The sequence below is a fragment of the Rhizobium sp. BK650 genome (assembly GCF_014195325.1).
Taxonomy (GTDB): domain Bacteria; phylum Pseudomonadota; class Alphaproteobacteria; order Rhizobiales; family Rhizobiaceae; genus Rhizobium.
This window is the reverse complement of the sequence record NZ_JACIBK010000002.1, coordinates 290,495-308,936: the sequence shown is the minus strand read 5'-3', so window position 1 is coordinate 308,936 and position 18,442 is coordinate 290,495. Positions and strand designations below refer to the sequence as shown.

Annotated in this window: 17 protein-coding genes; 13 read left to right on the top strand and 4 right to left on the bottom strand. The window is 61.1% G+C overall.

Annotated elements, in window-relative coordinates:
- Positions 1–2: 2 nt before the first annotated feature.
- From FHX15_RS05820 to FHX15_RS05800, 5 genes are read left to right on the top strand one after another with little or no spacing between them, the layout of a single operon-like run.
- Positions 3–1,370 (top strand): dihydroorotase family protein, encoded by a 1,368-nt coding sequence (locus FHX15_RS05820; RefSeq protein WP_184394541.1) that lies wholly within the window; start codon positions 3–5, stop codon positions 1,368–1,370.
- A complete protein-coding gene (locus FHX15_RS05815) occupies positions 1,367–2,647 on the top strand; it encodes a Zn-dependent hydrolase (protein WP_184394540.1) in 1,281 nt (426 codons plus the stop codon). The genes FHX15_RS05820 and FHX15_RS05815 overlap by 4 nt, the downstream gene beginning before the upstream one ends.
- Positions 2,628–3,725, top strand: a complete 1,098-nt coding sequence (locus tag FHX15_RS05810; RefSeq protein WP_184394539.1) for a DUF917 domain-containing protein — start codon at positions 2,628–2,630, stop codon at positions 3,723–3,725. Before FHX15_RS05815 ends, FHX15_RS05810 begins: the two co-directional genes overlap by 20 nt.
- A 3-nt stretch (positions 3,726–3,728) precedes the next feature.
- Positions 3,729–4,058, top strand: a complete 330-nt coding sequence (locus tag FHX15_RS05805; RefSeq protein WP_184394538.1) for a TfoX/Sxy family protein — start codon at positions 3,729–3,731, stop codon at positions 4,056–4,058.
- 47 nt (positions 4,059–4,105) lie between these two features.
- A complete protein-coding gene (locus FHX15_RS05800; protein ID WP_184394537.1) occupies positions 4,106–5,767 on the top strand; it encodes a urocanate hydratase in 1,662 nt (553 codons plus the stop codon).
- A gap of 11 nt (positions 5,768–5,778) precedes the next feature.
- Here the strand turns inward: FHX15_RS05800 and FHX15_RS05795 are convergent, their stop codons facing one another.
- Positions 5,779–6,180, bottom strand: a complete 402-nt coding sequence (locus FHX15_RS05795) for a GFA family protein (protein ID WP_184394536.1) — start codon at positions 6,178–6,180, stop codon at positions 5,779–5,781.
- Positions 6,181–6,410: 230 nt separating this feature from the next.
- The gene (locus FHX15_RS05790; protein WP_184394534.1) at positions 6,411–7,316 is read right to left on the bottom strand and encodes a LysR family transcriptional regulator; all 906 of its coding nucleotides are present in this window, start codon (positions 7,314–7,316) and stop codon (positions 6,411–6,413) included.
- 126 nt (positions 7,317–7,442) lie between these two features.
- On the opposite strand from FHX15_RS05790, the gene FHX15_RS05785 reads away from it, so the two are divergent.
- Complete coding sequence (locus FHX15_RS05785; protein ID WP_184394532.1) at positions 7,443–8,207, top strand: SDR family oxidoreductase; 765 nt, start codon at positions 7,443–7,445, stop codon at positions 8,205–8,207.
- Positions 8,208–8,371: 164 nt separating this feature from the next.
- Here FHX15_RS05785 and FHX15_RS05780 read toward each other — a convergent pair whose 3' ends face one another.
- Positions 8,372–9,235, bottom strand: a complete 864-nt coding sequence (locus tag FHX15_RS05780) for an NmrA family NAD(P)-binding protein (protein ID WP_184394530.1) — start codon at positions 9,233–9,235, stop codon at positions 8,372–8,374.
- A gap of 249 nt (positions 9,236–9,484) precedes the next feature.
- Between FHX15_RS05780 and FHX15_RS05775 the strand changes: the two genes are divergently transcribed.
- Positions 9,485–10,405 carry a DMT family transporter gene (locus FHX15_RS05775; RefSeq protein ID WP_184394528.1) on the top strand — a complete coding sequence of 307 codons (921 nt, stop codon included), beginning with the start codon at positions 9,485–9,487 and terminating at the stop codon, positions 10,403–10,405.
- A gap of 71 nt (positions 10,406–10,476) precedes the next feature.
- A complete protein-coding gene (gene coaBC, locus FHX15_RS05770) occupies positions 10,477–11,688 on the top strand; it encodes a bifunctional phosphopantothenoylcysteine decarboxylase/phosphopantothenate--cysteine ligase CoaBC (RefSeq protein ID WP_184394526.1) in 1,212 nt (403 codons plus the stop codon).
- Here coaBC and FHX15_RS05765 read toward each other — a convergent pair.
- Positions 11,675–12,487 carry a class II glutamine amidotransferase gene (locus FHX15_RS05765; RefSeq protein ID WP_184394525.1) on the bottom strand — a complete coding sequence of 271 codons (813 nt, stop codon included), beginning with the start codon at positions 12,485–12,487 and terminating at the stop codon, positions 11,675–11,677. The genes coaBC and FHX15_RS05765 overlap by 14 nt on opposite strands.
- A 254-nt stretch (positions 12,488–12,741) precedes the next feature.
- On the opposite strand from FHX15_RS05765, the gene FHX15_RS05760 reads away from it, so the two are divergent.
- From FHX15_RS05760 to otsB, 5 genes are all read left to right on the top strand, one after another.
- Entirely contained in the window at positions 12,742–13,653 is a 912-nt protein-coding gene (locus FHX15_RS05760) for a pirin family protein (protein ID WP_184394523.1), read from the top strand.
- Between the two features lie 342 nt (positions 13,654–13,995).
- The gene (locus tag FHX15_RS05755) at positions 13,996–14,673 is read left to right on the top strand and encodes a FadR/GntR family transcriptional regulator (protein ID WP_184394521.1); all 678 of its coding nucleotides are present in this window, start codon (positions 13,996–13,998) and stop codon (positions 14,671–14,673) included.
- Positions 14,674–14,675: 2 nt separating this feature from the next.
- On the top strand, positions 14,676–15,956 hold the full coding sequence (locus FHX15_RS05750; RefSeq protein WP_184395343.1) for a CynX/NimT family MFS transporter: 1,281 nt from the start codon (positions 14,676–14,678) through the stop codon (positions 15,954–15,956).
- A gap of 98 nt (positions 15,957–16,054) precedes the next feature.
- Entirely contained in the window at positions 16,055–17,593 is a 1,539-nt protein-coding gene (locus FHX15_RS05745) for a S10 family peptidase (RefSeq protein ID WP_184394519.1), read from the top strand.
- A gap of 48 nt (positions 17,594–17,641) precedes the next feature.
- Positions 17,642–18,439: a trehalose-phosphatase gene (gene otsB, locus FHX15_RS05740; RefSeq protein WP_184394518.1), complete on the top strand. Its 798-nt coding sequence runs from the start codon at positions 17,642–17,644 to the stop codon at positions 18,437–18,439.
- The last annotated feature ends 3 nt before the right edge of the window (positions 18,440–18,442 follow it).

Here is an 18,442-nt window from a genome sequence, read left to right as displayed (position 1 = left end):
GCATGGATTTCGATCTCGTTCTGCAGGGCACCGTAGTGCTGCCGGAGCGCATTGTCGAAGGCGGGTATGTCGCCGTTTATGATGGGAAGGTCGCGGAAGTCGGACTTGGCGTGCCGCCATCGGCCAGAGAGCGGCATCTGCTCGGCAACGCGCTGATCCTACCGGGCGCTATCGATGCGCAAGTCCATTCGCTTTCGCAGAAGGACCAGGAGGACTTCATCTGGTCAACGCGCTCGGCTGCGGCCGGTGGTGTCACGACCATCGTCGACATGCCCTATGACGAAGGCAATCTCGTCTGCTCGGCGGCAGCCGTGAAGAAGAAGGTCGATCATGCCGGCCCGCAGGCCCGCGTCGATTTTGCGCTCTATGGTACGGTCGATCCCGAGGAAGGCGCGACACGCATCGCGGAAATGGTGGAAGCGGGTGTCGCCGCCTTCAAATTCTCCACGTTCGGCACCGATCCCAAACGCTTCCCGCGCATCCCACCGGCCCTGCTCGACGCCTGTTTTGCGGCGATTGCGCCGACCGGGCTGACGGCCGGCGTGCACAACGAGGATGACGAGGCGGTCCGCACCTATATGGAACAGGTGAAGGCAAGCGGCATCACCGACTGGCGGGCGCACGGCCTGTCACGCCCGCCGATAACCGAACTGCTTGCCATGCACACGATCTTCGAAACCGGCGCAAATACCGGCTGTCCGTCGCATGTCGTGCATTGCTCGCTCGGGCGCGGTTACGACATCGCGCGGGCCTATCGCCGCGACGGTTTCGAGGCGACGGTGGAATGCTGCATTCACTACCTGACGCTCGACGAGGAAAACGATGTGAGGCGGCTCGGCGGCAAAGCGAAGATCAATCCGCCAGTGCGGCCGCGCGCCGAAGTCGAGACGCTCTGGCGCAAGGTTGCCGAAGGTAACGTCTGGCTGGTGTCGACCGACCATGTGAGCTGGTCCGAAAACCGCAAGACCAATCCCGACATGCTGGCGAATGCATCAGGTGTTCCGGGTCTGGAAGTAATGGTGCCGCTTTTCGTCAAAGGCGCGCTGGAACGCGGCGTACCGCTGACCTGGGCGGCGAAGCTGATGGCCGAAAACCCGGCCAGGCATTTCCGCCTCGACCACATCAAGGGAGCGCTCACACCGGGCAAGGATGCCGATATCGTGGTGCTGGAGCCGAAGGAGATGGTCTACGACGCCTCGTCCAGCGGCAATAATGTCGTTGGCTGGAGCCCTTATAACGGCATCCGCCTGCCGTGGACAGTTTCAGCCGCATGGCTGCGCGGAGAGAAGATCACCGAGAGGTCGGAGGTTCTGGCCGAACCCGGCACCGGCCGCTTCGTGCGACCGCTTGCCAGACAGGTGCTGGCATGAACCGCAACCTGCCCGTCAATCCTGGCCGGATATCCGCTGACATCGAAGCTCTCTCCAATATTACCGAGCCGGGGCATCCGTGGACACGGCGGGCTTTTTCGCCGCTTTTTCTCGAAGGTCGCGCCTATCTCGAGGCGCGTATGCGTGCGATCGGCCTCGATACTCGCATCGACCCGTCCGGTAATCTGATCGGCCGGCGGGAAGGCGCAAAACCGGGCTCCGGTATCATCATGCTCGGTTCGCATTCCGACACCGTGCCCGATGGCGGGCGCTTCGACGGTATTGCTGGCGTTGCCGCGGCACTCGAAGTCGCGCGGGCCTTGCGCGAACAGGAAATTCACCTCGACCACGATCTGGAGATCGTCGATTTTCTGGCAGAAGAGGTCAGCATTTTCGGCGTCTCCTGCATCGGCAGCCGCGGCATGACGGGGCAACTGCCGCAAGTATGGCTCTCCCGAACAGTCGAAGGCCGCAACCTGGCCGAAGCGATTGCCGAGGTCGGCGGATCGCCAGGGGTGCTTGTTCATGAGAATAAGCCCGATATTGCCGGTTTTCTGGAACTGCATATCGAACAAGGCCCGGTCCTTGAGAATGAGCACAAGGATGTCGGCATCGTCACGGCGATATCGGGCATCACTCGCATTGAAATCACCGTCGAGGGTCGTGCCGATCACGCCGGCACGACCCCGATGGATTCGCGCGCCGATGCGCTGGTTGCTGCTTCGCAGCTGGTGCTCGATATCCGCAATGCTGCAAGCGAGCTCGCCAAGACGCCTGGCCATTTTGCGGCAACCGTCGGAGAATTCCGCATGGAGCCGAATGCCGCCAATGTCGTGCCGTCGCGTGTCGTGTTGCTGATTGACGGGCGCGCCGAAATCCGTGCTGACATGGAAGCCTTCTGCCGCTGGCTGGACGGCCATACGGAAAAGCTCGCTCTGGCCTTTGGCGTGACGATCACGCCCCCGTACCGTATCTCCGACAATTTCCCGACACCAAGCGACCACGGTCTACTCTCGACTCTGCAACGGGCCTGCGAGACTGTCGGCGCCAAACATCGCTTCATGGCCTCGGGTGCGGGCCACGATACCGCCTGGATCGCCCGCGTGGCGCCGGCCGCAATGATCTTCGTGCCTTGCAGGGAAGGCCGCAGCCACTCCCCGGATGAATGGGCTGAAAATGACGACATAACGCTCGGCGCCGCCGTACTGTTCGAGGCGGTGCGCGAGATGGATAGGACACTTACGACGGAGAAGGATAATGGGACGCATATTGGTTGATAAGGACGTTGAAGCCGCCGTCAAGGGCGGTTCCGTCTACGCCGCCGGCGGTGGTGGCTGGGCCGATCACGGCCGCATGCTGGGCTATGCGGCCGTCAATGTCGGCAAGCCTGAACTCGTCTCCATTGAGGAACTCGGTGACAATGACTGGATCGCGACTGCCGCTGCTATCGGCGCACCGGCCTCGACCACACCTTGGGAAATGCAGGGCATCGACTACGTGAAAGCCGTGCAGCTTCTGCAGGAGGCGCTTGGCGAAAAACTCTCCGGTCTCATCATCGGCCAGAACGGCAAATCCTCGACACTGAACGGCTGGCTGCCTTCGGCCATTCTCGGCACCAAGGTCGTGGATGCGGTTGGCGATATCCGCGCCCATCCGACCGGCGACATGGGATCGATCGGCATGGCAGGTTCGCCGGAGCAGATGATCCAGACGGCTGTCGGCGGCAATCGCGCCGAGAACCGCTACATCGAACTGGTCGTGAAGGGCGCGACGGCAAAGATATCGCCGGTGCTGCGGGCGGCAGCCGACCAGTCCGGCGGCTTCATCGCCAGCTGCCGCAATCCCCTGCGCGCTTCCTATGTCCGCAAGAATGCGGCGCTTGGCGGCATCTCAATGGCGCTGAAGCTCGGCGAATCGATCATGGAGGCGGAAAAGAAGGGCGGATCGGCAATCATCGACGCGATCTGCAAGACGACGGGCGGCCATATCCTCGCCGAGGGCACGATCACCAAGAAGGATGTGATCTATACGAAGGAAGCCTTCGACATCGGCACGATCACGGTCGGCGCCGGCGACAAGGCCATCACTCTGCATGTGATGAACGAATATATGGCGGTCGATGATGCCAGCGGCACACGTGTGGCAACCTTCCCCGCCGTCATCACCACGCTTTCCATGGAGGGTGAGCCGCTCTCCGTCGGGCAACTCAAGAGCGGCATGCATGTCTTTATCCTGCACGTGCCGAAGGACATAATTCCGCTGTCGGCCAGCGTGCTCGATCCAACCGTCTATCCGCCCGTCGAAAAGGCGATGGGTGTTGAGATAGCACGCTATGCACTGGAGACGAGGGCCTGAATTATGGCACGCGATCGCGGTCTGGAAGAGCTGATGCGCGAAGAGCTCGGCGACCGACCGGGGCTGAGCGAAAAATCCATGTTCGGCGGCTGGGCCTTCATGCTCAACGGCAACCTGCTCTGCTGCGCGCGCCATGACGGCATGCTGCTGCGTCTCGGCAAGGGCAATGACGGCTGGGCGCTGGCGCAGCCGGGTGTAATCCAGATGCTGTCGGGCGAGCGGATCATGCATGGCTGGGTGCGGGCCAATGCCGATGTTTATGGCGACGATGCCATGAGGCGGCGCCTGATCGATGCGGCGCTTGCCTTTGTGGAACCGATGCAAGCCAAGTGAAATCACCGGTGCTGAATGCGCCGACGACTAGAGACGAGGAACCCAAGATGCCGAAGGCCAATCCACGCCATCCGAAATTTCCGATTCCCGGCGGGCCGGGGCTGCGCGCCAAGGGCTGGCGGCAGGAAGCACTGTTGCGGCTCCTGGAAAATGTGCTTTCGGTCGGGGAAGATCCTGATAATCTCGTTGTTTATGCCGCACTCGGCAAGGCGGCGCGCAACTGGCCGGCGCATCGTGGTATCGTCAGGGCGCTCACCGAAATGGATGAGGATCAGACCCTGCTCATCCAATCCGGCAAACCGATCGGCCTCGTGAAGACCCATTCCAAAGCACCGCTCGTCATCATGGCGAATTGCAACATCGTTGGGCAATGGGCGAAAGCCGAGGTCTTTTATGAATTGCAGCGCAAGGGGCTGATCTGCTGGGGCGGGCTTACAGCCGGCGCCTGGCAATATATCGGCAGCCAGGGCGTCATCCAGGGCACCTATGAAATCTTCATGCGCATTGCGGAGCGCCGTTTCGGCGGCGACCTCTCCGGCCGTTTTGTGCTGACGGCGGGGCTTGGCGGCATGGGTGGGGCGCAGCCGCTGGCGGGCCGCATGGCGGGTGCTGCGATCCTCTGCGTCGACATCGATCCGGAACGCGCCCGCAAGCGCCAGCAGATCGGTTACCTGCAGGAGATCGCGACCGATCTCGACAGCGCCCTTGCGATGATCGATGCCGCGGTCAATGAAAAGCGAGCGCTTTCTGTCGGCCTCGTCGGCAATGCGGCGGAGGTCTATCCGGAGATTGCCCGGCGCGGCATCGTGCCCGATGTCGTCACCGACCAGACCTCGGCGCATGACCTCGTCTATGGCTATGTGCCGAAGGGCATGAGCATCGATCAGGTGAAGGGGCTGCGCGACGATGGCCAGGGCCAGTTGATGACTGCCAGCCGTGCCTCGATCGTCGAGCACGTCACCGCGATGCTGGAATTCCAGAAACGTGGCGCTGAAGTCTTCGACAACGGCAATCTCATCCGCACGCAGGCCCGCGAGGGCGGTGTCGCCAATGCTTTCGACATCCCGATCTTTACCGAAGCCTATCTGCGCCCGCTCTTTGCCCGCGCCATCGGCCCGTTCCGCTGGATGGCGCTCTCAGGCGAGGAGAGCGATATCGCCCGCGTCGACGATCTGCTCCTGGAGATGTTTCCCGACAACAAGATCATCACCAACTGGATCCGGCTGGCGCGCGAGCATATTCCCTTCGAAGGCCTGCCGGCGCGTATCGCCTGGCTCGGCCATGGCGAGCGCACGGCACTTGCGCGGCGTGTCAATGAACTCGTCGCCAATGGCGAGCTCAAAGGCCCAATCGCCTTTTCGCGCGACCATCTCGATGCTGGCGCCATGGCGCATCCGAACATCATGACGGAGCGCATGAAGGACGGATCGGACGCCATCGCCGACTGGCCGCTGATCGACGCGATGATGCTTTGCTCCTCGATGGCCGATCTCGTCGTCGTCCATTCAGGCGGCGGCGGTTATGCCGGTTACATGACGAGCTGTGGCGTCACGGTGGTTGCCGACGGCTCCGAAGCCGCGGACGAGCGCCTCGACCATGCGCTCACCAACGATACGGCACTCGGCGTCATGCGTTATGCCGACGCCGGCTATGACGAGGCGCTGGACGAAATAGCGAAAAAGGACGTGCCCTATATCCTGCTCGGCTGAAGGCCATCCGCTTAGAGATGTCGCGTTTCGACCGGCGCGGAGTCGTAGCGGTCATGCAGACCATCGAAATAAGAAATCGGTGCTGCGACAAGCTCTTCGGCACTCGCATCGTCGAGACAATTGACGGCGACGGTTATGAAGGGGCCGATCGCCTCGTTTTCGCCACGGGCGAAGGACGCTATGCCGCAGGTCTCGCAGAAGAGGTGATGGATCGAGCCTGCGCCAAAGAGATATTCACGCAAATGCCCTCTGCCTGATACCAGCCGGAAATCGGCCGGCTGCACGACCGCCAGCCAGTTCCGCTTCTTGCGGCAGATCGAGCAATTGCATTTGAACGTACCGGCTGAAAGATCGAGTCCAACCTCATAGGCGACGGCGCCGCAGTGGCAGCTTCCATGGTAAGTCTTCTTCACGATGCTCCTCCGATTCATATTTAACCTATCGGTTAAATTAATCAGTAAGCAACGGAAGTCAAGTCGAACGCCGAGCGAGCTTCGCGCCGCGAGCGCAGAAAAGAACGCCACCATTGGGCGAGCATGAAGATTACGACGCAGCCATCCGTCCATCGCCTGGCACGACCGGCGCTTGCCGTGTTGCGCAGTAAGCGCTCCCCCGTCACGAAAAACCTCATGAGCCTTCTGGCTTAGCAGTCTGGATCCCAATAAGGTGGATTGCCAAAGGTCTGTTTCAGATGATCGGCGATAGTGCGCAACTTGGCAGAAGGATTTCGGCCTTCTGGATGAGCCATGTAAATGAATTCCGGCTCCGGCCGGGCGCCTACATTGATCTCCATCAAGCGGCCTTCACGGATTGCGGAGCCGATGATGAAGGTCGGCAGCAGTGCGATACCAAGACCCGATATCGCTGCATCGTGAAGCATATCACCATTGTTGATGCCGAGGCCCAGTGTGGCGCGGACAAGCACGGCGCCCTCATCAGTCTGAAAGCGCCAGTCGGCGACACCACGGTTGGTATAGAAGATGCCCCGATGGTTATTGAGATCGGAGAGCGACGACGGCGTGCCATGCCGCTCCAGATAATCAGGCGATGCGACCAGCAGTCGCCGGCTGGGGGCTAGCTTCCAGGCTATCAACCGTGAGTCCGCTATGGCCCCGTGGCGGATGATCGCGTCATATCCGTCAGAGGACGCATCGACGCGCCGATCATCCATATCCAGCGTCAGTGCGATCTGCGGGTGCGCGTTCAGGAACGGGTAGAGCGCTGGTCCAAGATGCAGACGACCGAAAGTGACGGGGGCTGCTATGCGTAACGGGCCTGAGAGCGTGCCGCGGCGTTCGGCCATATCAGCCTCGGCATCTTCCATTTCGCGGACGATACGCGCGGCACGCTTCAGAAAGGCGGCCCCATCCTCGGTCAAAGTCAGTTTGCGGGTGGTGCGGTGCACGAGCATGGCGCCTAGCGTCTTCTCCAGCTCCGCCAGTCTTTCGCTGACAACGGACTTCGAAAGCCGGAGCCGCCGTGCGGCCTCGCTCACCGAGCCTGCCTCCACCACGGCGACGAAAGCCGCAATACCTTCGATCTTCATCATCGTTCGGCTTTTCCGAATTTGAGCTCCGCAACCGGGAGACTAATCCGAACGCAAGAACAATGCCATCTTCCAGTCATCGAAATCGGATGGCTCTGCCGATCCAGTACAAATGGAGGAAATGGAACAATGAATCGTCTGATCAACAAAGTCGCGATCGTTACCGGCGCCAGCTCGGGTATCGGTCGTGTCACCGCAACACTCTTCGCTGCCGAAGGCGCCAAGGTCGTCGTCGGCGCCCGCCGCCAGGTGGAACTTGAAAGCCTTGTGGCCGAAATCAAGGCTGCCGGTGGTGACGCTGTTGCCGTTGCCGGCGACGTCCGGTCGGAAGACTATCAAAAGGCGTTGGTCGCAGCCGCCCTAGAAAACTACGGCAAACTTGACATCGCCTTCAACAATGCCGGCACGATCGGCGAAGCAGGTCCGAGCACCGAAGTTTCGGAAGCAGGCTTTGCCGACACGGTGGCGATCAACCTGACGGCCTCCTTCCTGGCCGCCAAGCATCAGATCGCCGAAATGGTCAAGCACGGCAGCGGTTCAGTGATCTTCACCTCGACCTTCGTCGGCTACAGCTTCTCGTTCCCTGGTGTCGCCGCCTATGCCGCCAGCAAGTCCGGCCTCATCGGGCTGACGCAGGCGCTTGCCGCCGAATACGGCCCGCAAAACATCCGCGTCAACGCCGTTCTGCCCGGTGCGGTTGATACCGACATGTATCGCGAAATGAATGACACCTCGGACAAGCAGTCCTTCATCACCAACCTTCACGCGCTGAAGCGCGTCGCAACGCCTGAAGAACTCGCCCGTTCTGTGCTCTATCTCGCATCCGACGATGCAAGCTTCGTCACCGGCACGGCTTCTCTGATTGATGGCGGAATATCGATCACCCGCACCTGACGGTGAGGCATTTCCCAAGAGCATTTCCGTTTTTCTTCGAATCACGAAAATGCCCTATCTTTTTGTTTTCACGCAATTCCGGACGCAAAACCGCTGCACACTTTTGCTGGAATTGCTCCAAATGAAAAAGGCCGCGGTTCCGTCTTCTACCTCGGCCTTTTCGTTCATGCACCGGCGACGAGGCGGCGGATCGCCGTTTCGATTGTCGTCGTGCCCTTCAGCGACTTCTCGCGGCCGCCCTCGAAATCGATCCAGCCCTCGTTGAAACCGTCGAGCATGCGCATGCGAGGTTCCGGGTTTTTCATGCCTTGGGCACGGAATAGCTCTTCCCAGCTCTCACGCGGCACCATTTGCGCGGACACCGGATTGCCAAGCGCCTTGGCAAAGGCAGCCGCGACCATGGCCGGGCTAACACGCGCTTGTGCTTCCAGTTCGGCTACACGCACACCCCGCCAGTCTTCACGCAGCATCTTCGCACCGAGCGCGCCGATGTCATCAACGGCAATCATTGGCACTGCACGGTCGAGAGGCTGAAGGAAGCTCGGGATGATACCGCTTTCGCGGGCCGGCGCCACATCCCAGGCGGCGTTTTCCATGAACCATGCAGCGCGCAGGAAAGCGACCGGGATGGGGAGTGTCGAAAGCTCCTTCTCCACGATGCCAAGCTGGCTCAACAGGTTCGGCTGCGTCGACTGCGCGCCGACCGTCGACAGACAAACCAGCTTTCCGGGTTTTGCCGCCTCAAGCGCGGTCTTCAGCGTCGCCAGCATGCCCTTCACCTCCGGAAAGCCCGGCGCCGGATCGAAGAGTGGCGGAATGACGAGGAAAACGGCCTCTGCACCCTTGAAGGCCGATGTCAGCGACGGTGCGTCGCTCATGTCGGCGACGGCGAGTTCGCAGCCGCGCGCTTTCCAGACGGCCGCCCTTTCAGGGTTTCTGACGACAGCGCGAATCTCGGCGCCATCCTTCAGCAGATGATCGGCAACAGCGGCGCCGACCTGACCTGTCATTCCTGTTACAGCAAACATGGGCAACTCCTTTATTCGGGTCGGCCCACTATGCCGATGCGGCGTCTTTGACTGAAGTGCGCTTATGTCACATGATTAGTGACTTCTGCGCATCAATTTTGCGATCTTTGTCCCGACTATCATCCGGGTGTCGCAGGCTGGCCCTTGTTTCGATGCCCGTTAGGACATATCGGCTAGGAATATCCTTCCGTGTGACCGCTCCCTATCCCTTTCCTGTCGGAGCCTCGCCTCGCCTCTTCGGAGTTTCACATGCTGATCGGCATCATGTGCGGTCTTGCCACCTGTGCGCTATGGGGGCTCAGCTTCGTTGCGCCGCGTGTCGTCGCGCCCTATACGGCGATCGACCTGACAGTGGCGCGCTACGGGCTGTTTGCCGTCGTCAGCCTGATCTTGATGATCAATCCGCGCTTTCGTCCGGTGGGTTTGCGCCGCTCGCTTGTTCTTACCGGGCTCGCGCTCGGCAGTGTCGGCTATGTCGGTTACTTCATGAGTATTTCCTATGCTGTGCGTTACGCAGGCACTGCCATCCCACCGCTCGTCATCGGCACGATGCCCGTACTGCTTGCCGTCATTGCCAATATCAAGGACCGGTCCATCGGCTGGAGAGCACTGGCGATACCGCTGATCCTGATAGCCATTGGCATCGGCTGGGTGAATGTCTCGATCTTTGCCAGAACATCCTCCAGCGATCAGGCGGGGATCCTGATCGGCATCGTCGCCGCTTTGATCGGACTGGCGCTCTGGGTTACCTATGGCATGATGAGCGCTGCGGTCATGCAGTCGCAGGATGCGCCAAGCGCCATCCATTGGACCGCTCTGCAGGGGATCGGCGCCGGCATCGGCGCACTTGTTCTCCTGCCTTTTACTTCGCTTGGAGAGACAGTCAGCTTCACCGGCGCGCAGACCCTTCACTTCCTGCTCTGGGCGGCCGTCATGGGCGTTGCGGGCTCGTGGCTTGCCACACTCTGCTGGATGATTGCCTCGCGCCTTTTGCCGCTGGCACTCGCCGCCCAACTCATCGTTGCGGAGACGGTCTTCGGCCTGTTCTATGGTTTCCTGTTCGAGCAGCGCATGCCGACAGTACCCGAAGCCGGCGGTGCGATCCTCCAGCTGGTCGGCGTCGGCATGGCAATTGCGATCTTTACGCCGACGCGGCCCAAGCAGGCCTGAGCATCGGCGATTGCATGTTTTCCGCCAAAGGCTTAGGGTTTTGCCCAACCAAAGAAGCGGCGGGAAAAATCATGGCTCTCAGCGGCAAACGCATCCTCCTCATCATCTCGGGCGGCATCGCGGCCTACAAGAGCCTCGATTTGATTCGCCGCCTGCGCGAACGCGGCGCTTCCGTGCGCCCGATCATGACGAAGGGTGCGCAGGAGTTCGTGACTCCGCTTGCCGTCGGCGCACTTGCGGCGGACCATGTCTTCACCGACCTGTTTTCGCGGCAGGACGAGCAGGATGTCGGCCATATCCGGCTGGCACGCGACTGCGATCTAGTGCTGATTGCGCCCGCCACCGCCGACCTGATGGCGAAGGCGGCACATGGGCTTGCCGACGACCTCGCCTCCACCGTGTTGCTCGCCACCGACCGGCCGGTGCTCGCCGCGCCGGCAATGAACCCGAAGATGTGGGCGCATCCGGCGACGAAACGCAATATCGAAACGCTGCAGCACGACGGCATCCGTTTCATCGGCCCTGCAGCTGGTGAGATGGCGGAAAGTCGGGAAGCTGGCACAGGCCGTATGGCCGAACCACTGGAAATCGTCGCGGCTGCCGACTCCCTCCTCGACGATGGTCCAAAACCGCTTACCGGCAGAAAAGCGATCGTCACCTCAGGCCCGACTCATGAGCCGATCGATCCGGTACGCTATATCGCCAACCGCTCCTCCGGCCGACAGGGACACGCCATCGCAGCCGCGCTGGCGCGGCTCGGCGCGGATGTGACGCTGGTGTCCGGTCCGGTGACCATTCCCGACCCTGCGGGCGTCAGGGTGGTGCATGTCGAGCGGGCGGAAGAAATGCGCGATGCCGTGCTCGCCGCCCTTCCCGCCGATGTCGCCGTCATGGTCGCCGCAGTTGCCGACTGGCGCGTCGCGTCGGCCGCCGACCAGAAAATCAAGAAGCATCCGGGCGAATCCATCCCCACGCTGGCGCTGACGGAGAATCCCGACATTCTGAAAACCGTCGGCCATCACACGACGCGGCCGAAACTGGTGATCGGCTTTGCGGCGGAGACACAGGATGTCGAGGCCAATGCCAAGGTGAAGCTGGATCGCAAGGGCGCGGACATAATAGTCGCCAATGACGTGTCTCCCGCAACCGGTGTCATGGGGGGCACACGCAACAGCGTGAAACTCGTCAGCCGGGACGGCGTTGAACAGTGGCCCGATCTCTCGAAAGACGAGGTGGCTGAACGGCTGGCGGCAATGATCTCCGAACAGCTTATGCGAGGATAGAGGCAGGTTCCGGCCTTGCGAACGCACGCTTATCGGGCTGAAAAGCGTTGACCTTCAGACCATCGGCGCTGACGGTTACGGCACTGCCATCGGGAATTTCCTCCCAGGCATCACCATCATCGTTCAGCGGCTCGGAAACGAGGCAATAGCCCCCAGCAAGCGGCGAAGCATAGAGCGTCGGCGCCTTGCGGTCGGTCGCATAGCGGATTGCATAAAGCGATTTTCCGTCCGAGAAGGCTGCCGTGAATCGCAACAGCGCGGAGCCAAGGATATTCTCGGCCAGGCCTTCAACGAAGGCGATGGTTTGGGCTATGGCAGCAACCGGCGCCTTCCGGAGCCCGAACTGCAGTGCGAGCAGGAACAGAAGCTCGGAATCGGTCGTGCCGCTGCGGGCATTGAACAGTTCATCGTCGAGCATGGTTTCCATCGGCCGGCGCAGGCGTTCGAAACCCGAAATCTGGCCGTTGTGCATGAAGGACCAGGTTTCGTGCGTGAAGGGATGGCAATTGTCGCGCCGTGTGCCGCCGCCGGTCGCAGCTCGGACATGGGCTAGGAAAAGCGGCGATCGGATCTGCCGCGCCAGGCTCTTCAGATTGCAATCAGACCAGGCCGGCAGGATATCACGGTAGCGCCCCGGCTCCGGCCGGTCGCCATACCAGGCGATGCCGAAGCCGTCGCCGTTCGTCGCCGTCTTGGCGCGCGTGGCGCAATGTGATTGCTCGATCAGGGAATGGGCGGGCGAAGATACCAACTCCTCGAGATAGAGGGGGTCCCCACGATAGGCTGCCCAGCGACACATGTTCTTGCTCCGGCCCACCGCCTGCTGCGGCAGGAATGCTGAAAACGTCTTGGATTGTCGGACGTTATGGCTAACAACGACTTAATGGCTACCCGATTTGCAAGGCGAAGATGACAAATTCTTGACGCCTCGTGGGATCACTTTTGACAAAAACCATAGCGGTCTTTGTGAACAGTCCGTTGTCGGCCCCGGTGACTTCGCGACCGATCCTGCGGCCGTTATAGTTGTCGCAAATTGAACCCTTGGAGGATGCAATGTCGATCCGCCCGATAAAACATCAAAGCACCGCCACTCCCACGATAGAAGGCGCCGGCGTGAAGCTCCACCGCGTCTTTGGTTTTGGCGATCCGTCTATGACCGATCCATTTTTGATGATGGATGATTTCCGCAACGACAACCCGGTTGAATATATCCGCGGCTTCCCCTGGCATCCTCATCGTGGCATTGAGACGATCACCTACGTGCTTGCCGGTACGGTCGAGCACGGCGACAGCCTCGGCAATCGCGGCCTGCTGAATGCCGGCGATATCCAGTGGATGACGGCCGGCAGCGGCATCATGCATCAGGAAATGCCGAAGGGTGATTTTGCCGGCCGAATGCACGGCTTCCAGCTCTGGGCCAATCTGCCCTCGTCGCTCAAGATGATCGCTCCCCGCTATCAGGACGTCAAATCCGCGGATATTCCTGTCGTCGTCGATGATGACGGCACGGCCGTGCGCGTTATCTGCGGCAACTTCTGGGGCAAGAGCGGGCCTGTCGATGGTATCGCCGCCGATCCCATCTATCTCGATGTCTCGGTGCCTCCAGGAAAGAAGAAGCGGCTGCCGGTCGACACCTATCGCAATGCTTTCGCCTATATCTTCGCAGGTTCCGGTACCTTCCGCGACGCCTCTAAACCATTCGGCGTGCGCGTCGAAAAGGAAGTCAACGGCGAGGAACTGAATATCCGCGACATGTCTGGCAATCGTACGCTTGTGGTCTTCGACACCGGCGACGAAGTGACGGTGCAGGCCGGCGAACAAGGGATCCGATTCCTGCTCGTTTCCGGAAAACCGCTCGAAGAACCGGTCGCCTGGCATGGGCCAATCGTCATGAATTCCCATGAGGAGATCAAACAGGCAATGCGCGAATTGCAGAACGGCACCTTCATCAAGGCCGCGCATTGAAGTCGAACGCCGGTTACAATTCTGGCAAGTGATTTTTTCTTGCATCTCAGAAGAATCGGCCTACGTTTAATTCGTGTTCAACGTAACGAAAGGAAGGTGATCCGATGTCTAGTGAGTTTTCGGACCTCGTAACGGGCATGGAAGTGGTGATGAAAGCGAGGCAGCCCTCGCTCTAAAACCCTACCTTCCTAGGGCCGCGTAGACGGTCCGGCCGGTTACAGGCCAAACCTCATGGAAAGGGTCGCGAAAGCGGCCCTTTTTTATTTCCGCTGTTCATGCGTTGACGCCCGGATCAAAAGGCATTATTGATAAAATCATCTGATGACTTTACGAATAATGCCAATGCAACCGATCAACCGGACCAATCTGGCCGATACGGCAATCGAGGCCATCCGTAGCGAAATCCTCGCCAAACGTTGGCCTGTCGGCGAGAAACTTCCGAACGAAGCCTCGCTCTCGGCAATGCTGTCGGTCAGCCGTGGCACGGTGCGCGAAGCCGTACGCGTTCTCGTCTCGCAGGGCCTTTTGGACACGCGGCAGGGCTCCGGCACCTACGTGGTTTCGACCACCGATAACAGCAGACCGCTCACGATGGCGCGCCGCGCCAGCCTGCGCGATCAATTCGAGGCTCGCTGCGCGCTTGATGTCGAAGGCGCGCGGCTGACCGCCATTCGCAAGACGCCTGATGTCGTCGCCGGGCTTCGCGCGCTGCTTGCAGAACGCGGCAATTATGAAGGCGGCAATACGGCAGGCTTCATCGAACGCGACCTCGCCTTCCACAAGGCCGTGATCGCAGCATCCGGTAACCAGGCAATGATCGAGATCTACGATTTCTTCTCCGCCTCGATTGCAGAGACCATTGCCGCCACACTCGATAAAGCAATCCCCGAGCCCGACATGAAAGCACATCAGGTGATCGTCGACGCCATCGAGACCGGCGATCCCGGCAAGGCCGACGCAGCCGTGCGCGGCTTCATGGCGCCCGTCCTTTCCGCCCTCGACCGGATGCTTCTTTCGTGACCATGTCCATAAAGAATGCCACGCTCGACGCTGTCGATGAGACGATAGTCGATGCAGAAATCGACAGTGTGCCGGCCCCGCTGCCGGCGCAGACGCAGAGCACGGCCGCCCGCTTCCTGCTTGGTGCCAGCCTCGTGCTGATCGCATTTAATCTGCGGCCAGTATTTTCCAGCGCCTCTACGCTGCTCCCGGAAATTCGGGCCGAACTCGACCTTTCGGCGCTCGGCGCCAGTCTTCTCACGACGCTTCCAGTCGTCTGCCTCGGCGCCTTCTCGCCGCTGGCTCCACGCCTTGCCCAGCGCATCGGCTCGGAACGGACGCTGCTCTGCGTGCTCCTGCTATTGACCATCGGCACGGCGCTGCGCGGCCTTTCTTCCATTCCGCTGCTCTTTCTTGGCACCGCTCTTGCAGGTGCTGCGATCGCCGTCGGCAACGTGCTGCTTCCCGGACTGGTGAAGCGCGACTTCGCCGCGAACGCCGCTCTGATGACCGGCCTCTATACGATGGCGCTTTGCGCAGGTGCTGCAAGCGCGGCCGGCCTGACGCTGCCGATCGAACACGCGCTTGGCGGCTCGCTGGAAGGCGCACTTGCCGTCTGGGCTTTGCCCGTTCTCGTTACTGGGCTCATCTGGATGCCCCAGGTCGTTGCGAGCGGCCGACAGCCGCGGCGCAGCGGCTTTCGCGTCGAAGGGCTCTGGCGTGACAGGCTCGCCTGGCAAGTCACGCTCTTCATGGGCCTGCAGTCGGCGCTCGCCTATTGCGTCTTCGGCTGGCTGGTTCCCATCTTGCGCGAGCGCGGGCTTGATGGCGTTACTGCCGGCGGCATTGTCTCGGCGTCCGTCATGGTGCAGGCCGCCGCCTGCCTCGTCGTGCCGCACATCGCCGTGCGCGGTAGGGACCAGCGCCTTATCAACGTCACGCTCTGCGCCCTCGCCGTTGCGGCGCTTCTCGGTCTGCTTTTCGCGCCACTCTCCACCGTTTGGCTCTGGGCTGTCCTGCAGGGGATCGGCCAGGGCGGGCTCATTGCCGCGGCGATGACAGCCATCGTGCTGCGTTCGCGCGATCCGCACGTCGCCGCCCATCTTTCGGGCATGGCGCAGTGCGTCGGCTATCTGCTCGCCGCAATTGGGCCGTTCATTGTCGGCCTGATCCGCGGCTGGACGGGAAGCTTCGCCTGGTGCGCAGTGCTTTTCGTTGCACTCGGCCTTGGTGCAGCCTTCAACGGATGGCAGGCCGGACGCGCGCTGCATGTGAACGCGCGCACGATCGAGAAGCGCCAATGAGCCAGGCTCACTTGCGCATCACCATCTCTTGATCTCCATCGCAATGGCATGGCTGCTACCCTATTTCAGCCGCATTGCGCCCGCCGGAGGATATGTATTTGCGCTTTCGATCTCTGCTTTTATTCGCTGCGCTGACAGCCACGCTCGCGCCTTCCCTCAGCTTTGCGCAGGAAGCTGGGGAACGACGCGCACCAGCCCAACAGAGTTCAGCCCGCGAGGGCATGCTGAAATTATTGCCGGCCGATTCCGTCACCGAACATGAGCTTACGACCGCCGGCGGGCGCAAGATCGCCTATACGGCAACTGCTGGCACGCTTGACCTCTTTGGCCAGGATGGTGTGCAGAATGCGGCAATATTCTACACTGCTTATGTCGCCAAGGACGCCGGGCCGAGCCGCCCGATCACCTTCGCCTTCAATGGCGGACCGGGTGCGGCTTCCGCATTCCTGCATCTCGGCCTCGTCGGCCCGAAAGTGCTAGACTTCGGCCCCGATGGGCGTGACGGGGCGAACTCGAAGCTCATCGATAACAAGAATAGCTGGCTCGATTTCACCGATCTCGTACTGATCGACCCAATCGGCACCGGCTGGAGTCGCACAGTGAAGGCCGACGACGCTTCGAACTACTACAATGTCAGCACTGATGCGCAGACGATGGCGAAGGCGATCGCGCTCTACATCGCTCATAACAACCGCGCCAATTCGCCGAAGTACCTGCTCGGCGAGAGCTATGGCGGCTTCCGTGCCGCCAAAGTGGCGTCCTCGCTACAGGAGAGCCAGGGCATCATCATCGCCGGCATTGTCATGCTGTCGCCGCTGCTCGAAGGGCAGCTGATGTTCAATGCCGACCAGTTCGCGCTTGGAGCGGCGCTGGAATTTCCCTCGCTGGCGGCCGCCGAGGCCGACCGGCGCAAAGGTTTCAGCGAATCCATCCAGCGCGATGCCGAAAGATTCGCGCTCGGCGAATACCTGACAACGCTTGCCGGCGCCGCACCCACGGGGGATGCGGCGACGGCCTTCTACGGCAAGATCTCCAACCTCACCGGCATTCCGCAAGATGTCGTTACCCGCAATCGCGGCTTCCTCGGCTATGCTTTCACCAAGCATTCCGGCGACAAGAGCGGCGAAGTGATGAGCCCCTATGACGCCTCTTTCGCAACACCTGATCCCTATCCGGAATCCGATTCCGATCGAGGCGACGACCCAATCCTTGACGGCTTCGCCCGCGCCTATGGCGGCGCCTTCGCCGATTATGCCCGCAACGAACTCGGCTTCAAAACGGAGATGACCTATACCCTGCTCGAAAACGATATCAGTCGGCGCTGGGAATGGGGCAGCGGACGTGGCGGCGGCTCGCGCTTCCAGGCAAGCGCCACCGACGACATCAGGCAGATTCTCGCCTCCAACCCGTCCTTTCACCTGCTGATCGCCCATGGTTATAGCGACCTCGTGACGCCTTACGGCGTCAGCCGTTATGTGGTCGATCATCTTCCGCCGTCGCTTGCGGGTAATCGCGTGTCACTGAAGCTCTATCGTGGCGGGCACATGTTCTATACGACTGCCGGCCAGCGCGCCGCATTCACCGCGGATGCGAAGACCTTTTATGCCGAACATCCTGCGGGTCCACCGGCGGATTGACGGCAGCTAAGGGTTGCCGGAGGGCTGGGCTGACCTAGTTTCCCAGTCATGACAAACAGCAATCAGCTATCAGAAGCTCCGCCATCCGGCGACGCTTTCCGACAGGATGAAAACCTCTCCACACTCTCTTCCTATCTCCAGGACGGCGCCCTCTTTCTCGATATCGACGGCACGCTCCTTGATCTCGCGCCGACGCCGGATGAAATATCCGTGCCGCCTTCGCTTCCGGCGCAGCTCAACGCGCTGTCGCAGAAGCTCGGGGGGGCACTTGCTCTGGTGACGGGCAGAGGACTTTCCTATGCCGACCGCCTCTTCGCCCCCTTCCAATTTCCTATCGCCGGCCTGCATGGGGCCGAGCGCCGCACCTCTGACGGCAACATTTTCAAAGTGGAGCCGACAGCCGAGTTCGAGAGGCTGAAGATCGAACTGAGGGCAGAGACGGCAGGATGGAGCGGCATCCTTATCGAGGACAAGGGCGCGGCTGTCGCCGCCCATTTTCGCCTTGCACCGGCGCGGCAAGCGGAACTTGCGGAATTGATGCAGCGTCTCGCAAATCGTGCGGGACCGGACTGGACGCTGCAGCAGGGTAAGATGGTCTTCGAAATCCGGCCTGCCAGAGCCAACAAGGGCGATGCACTGGAGAGCTTTCTCGCAGTTCCACCGTTCAATGGCCGTCATCCGATCGCCATAGGCGATGACCTTACGGACGAGGCGATGTTCGGCGTAGCGAACCAGCACGGCGGATATTCCATCCGCGTCGGCCCCGCGTCTGCCGCAACCGCCGCGCGTGGCACGCTGCCTTCCCCTGAAACGGTTCGCAAAATCATCGCATATTTTGCCAGCTGATTG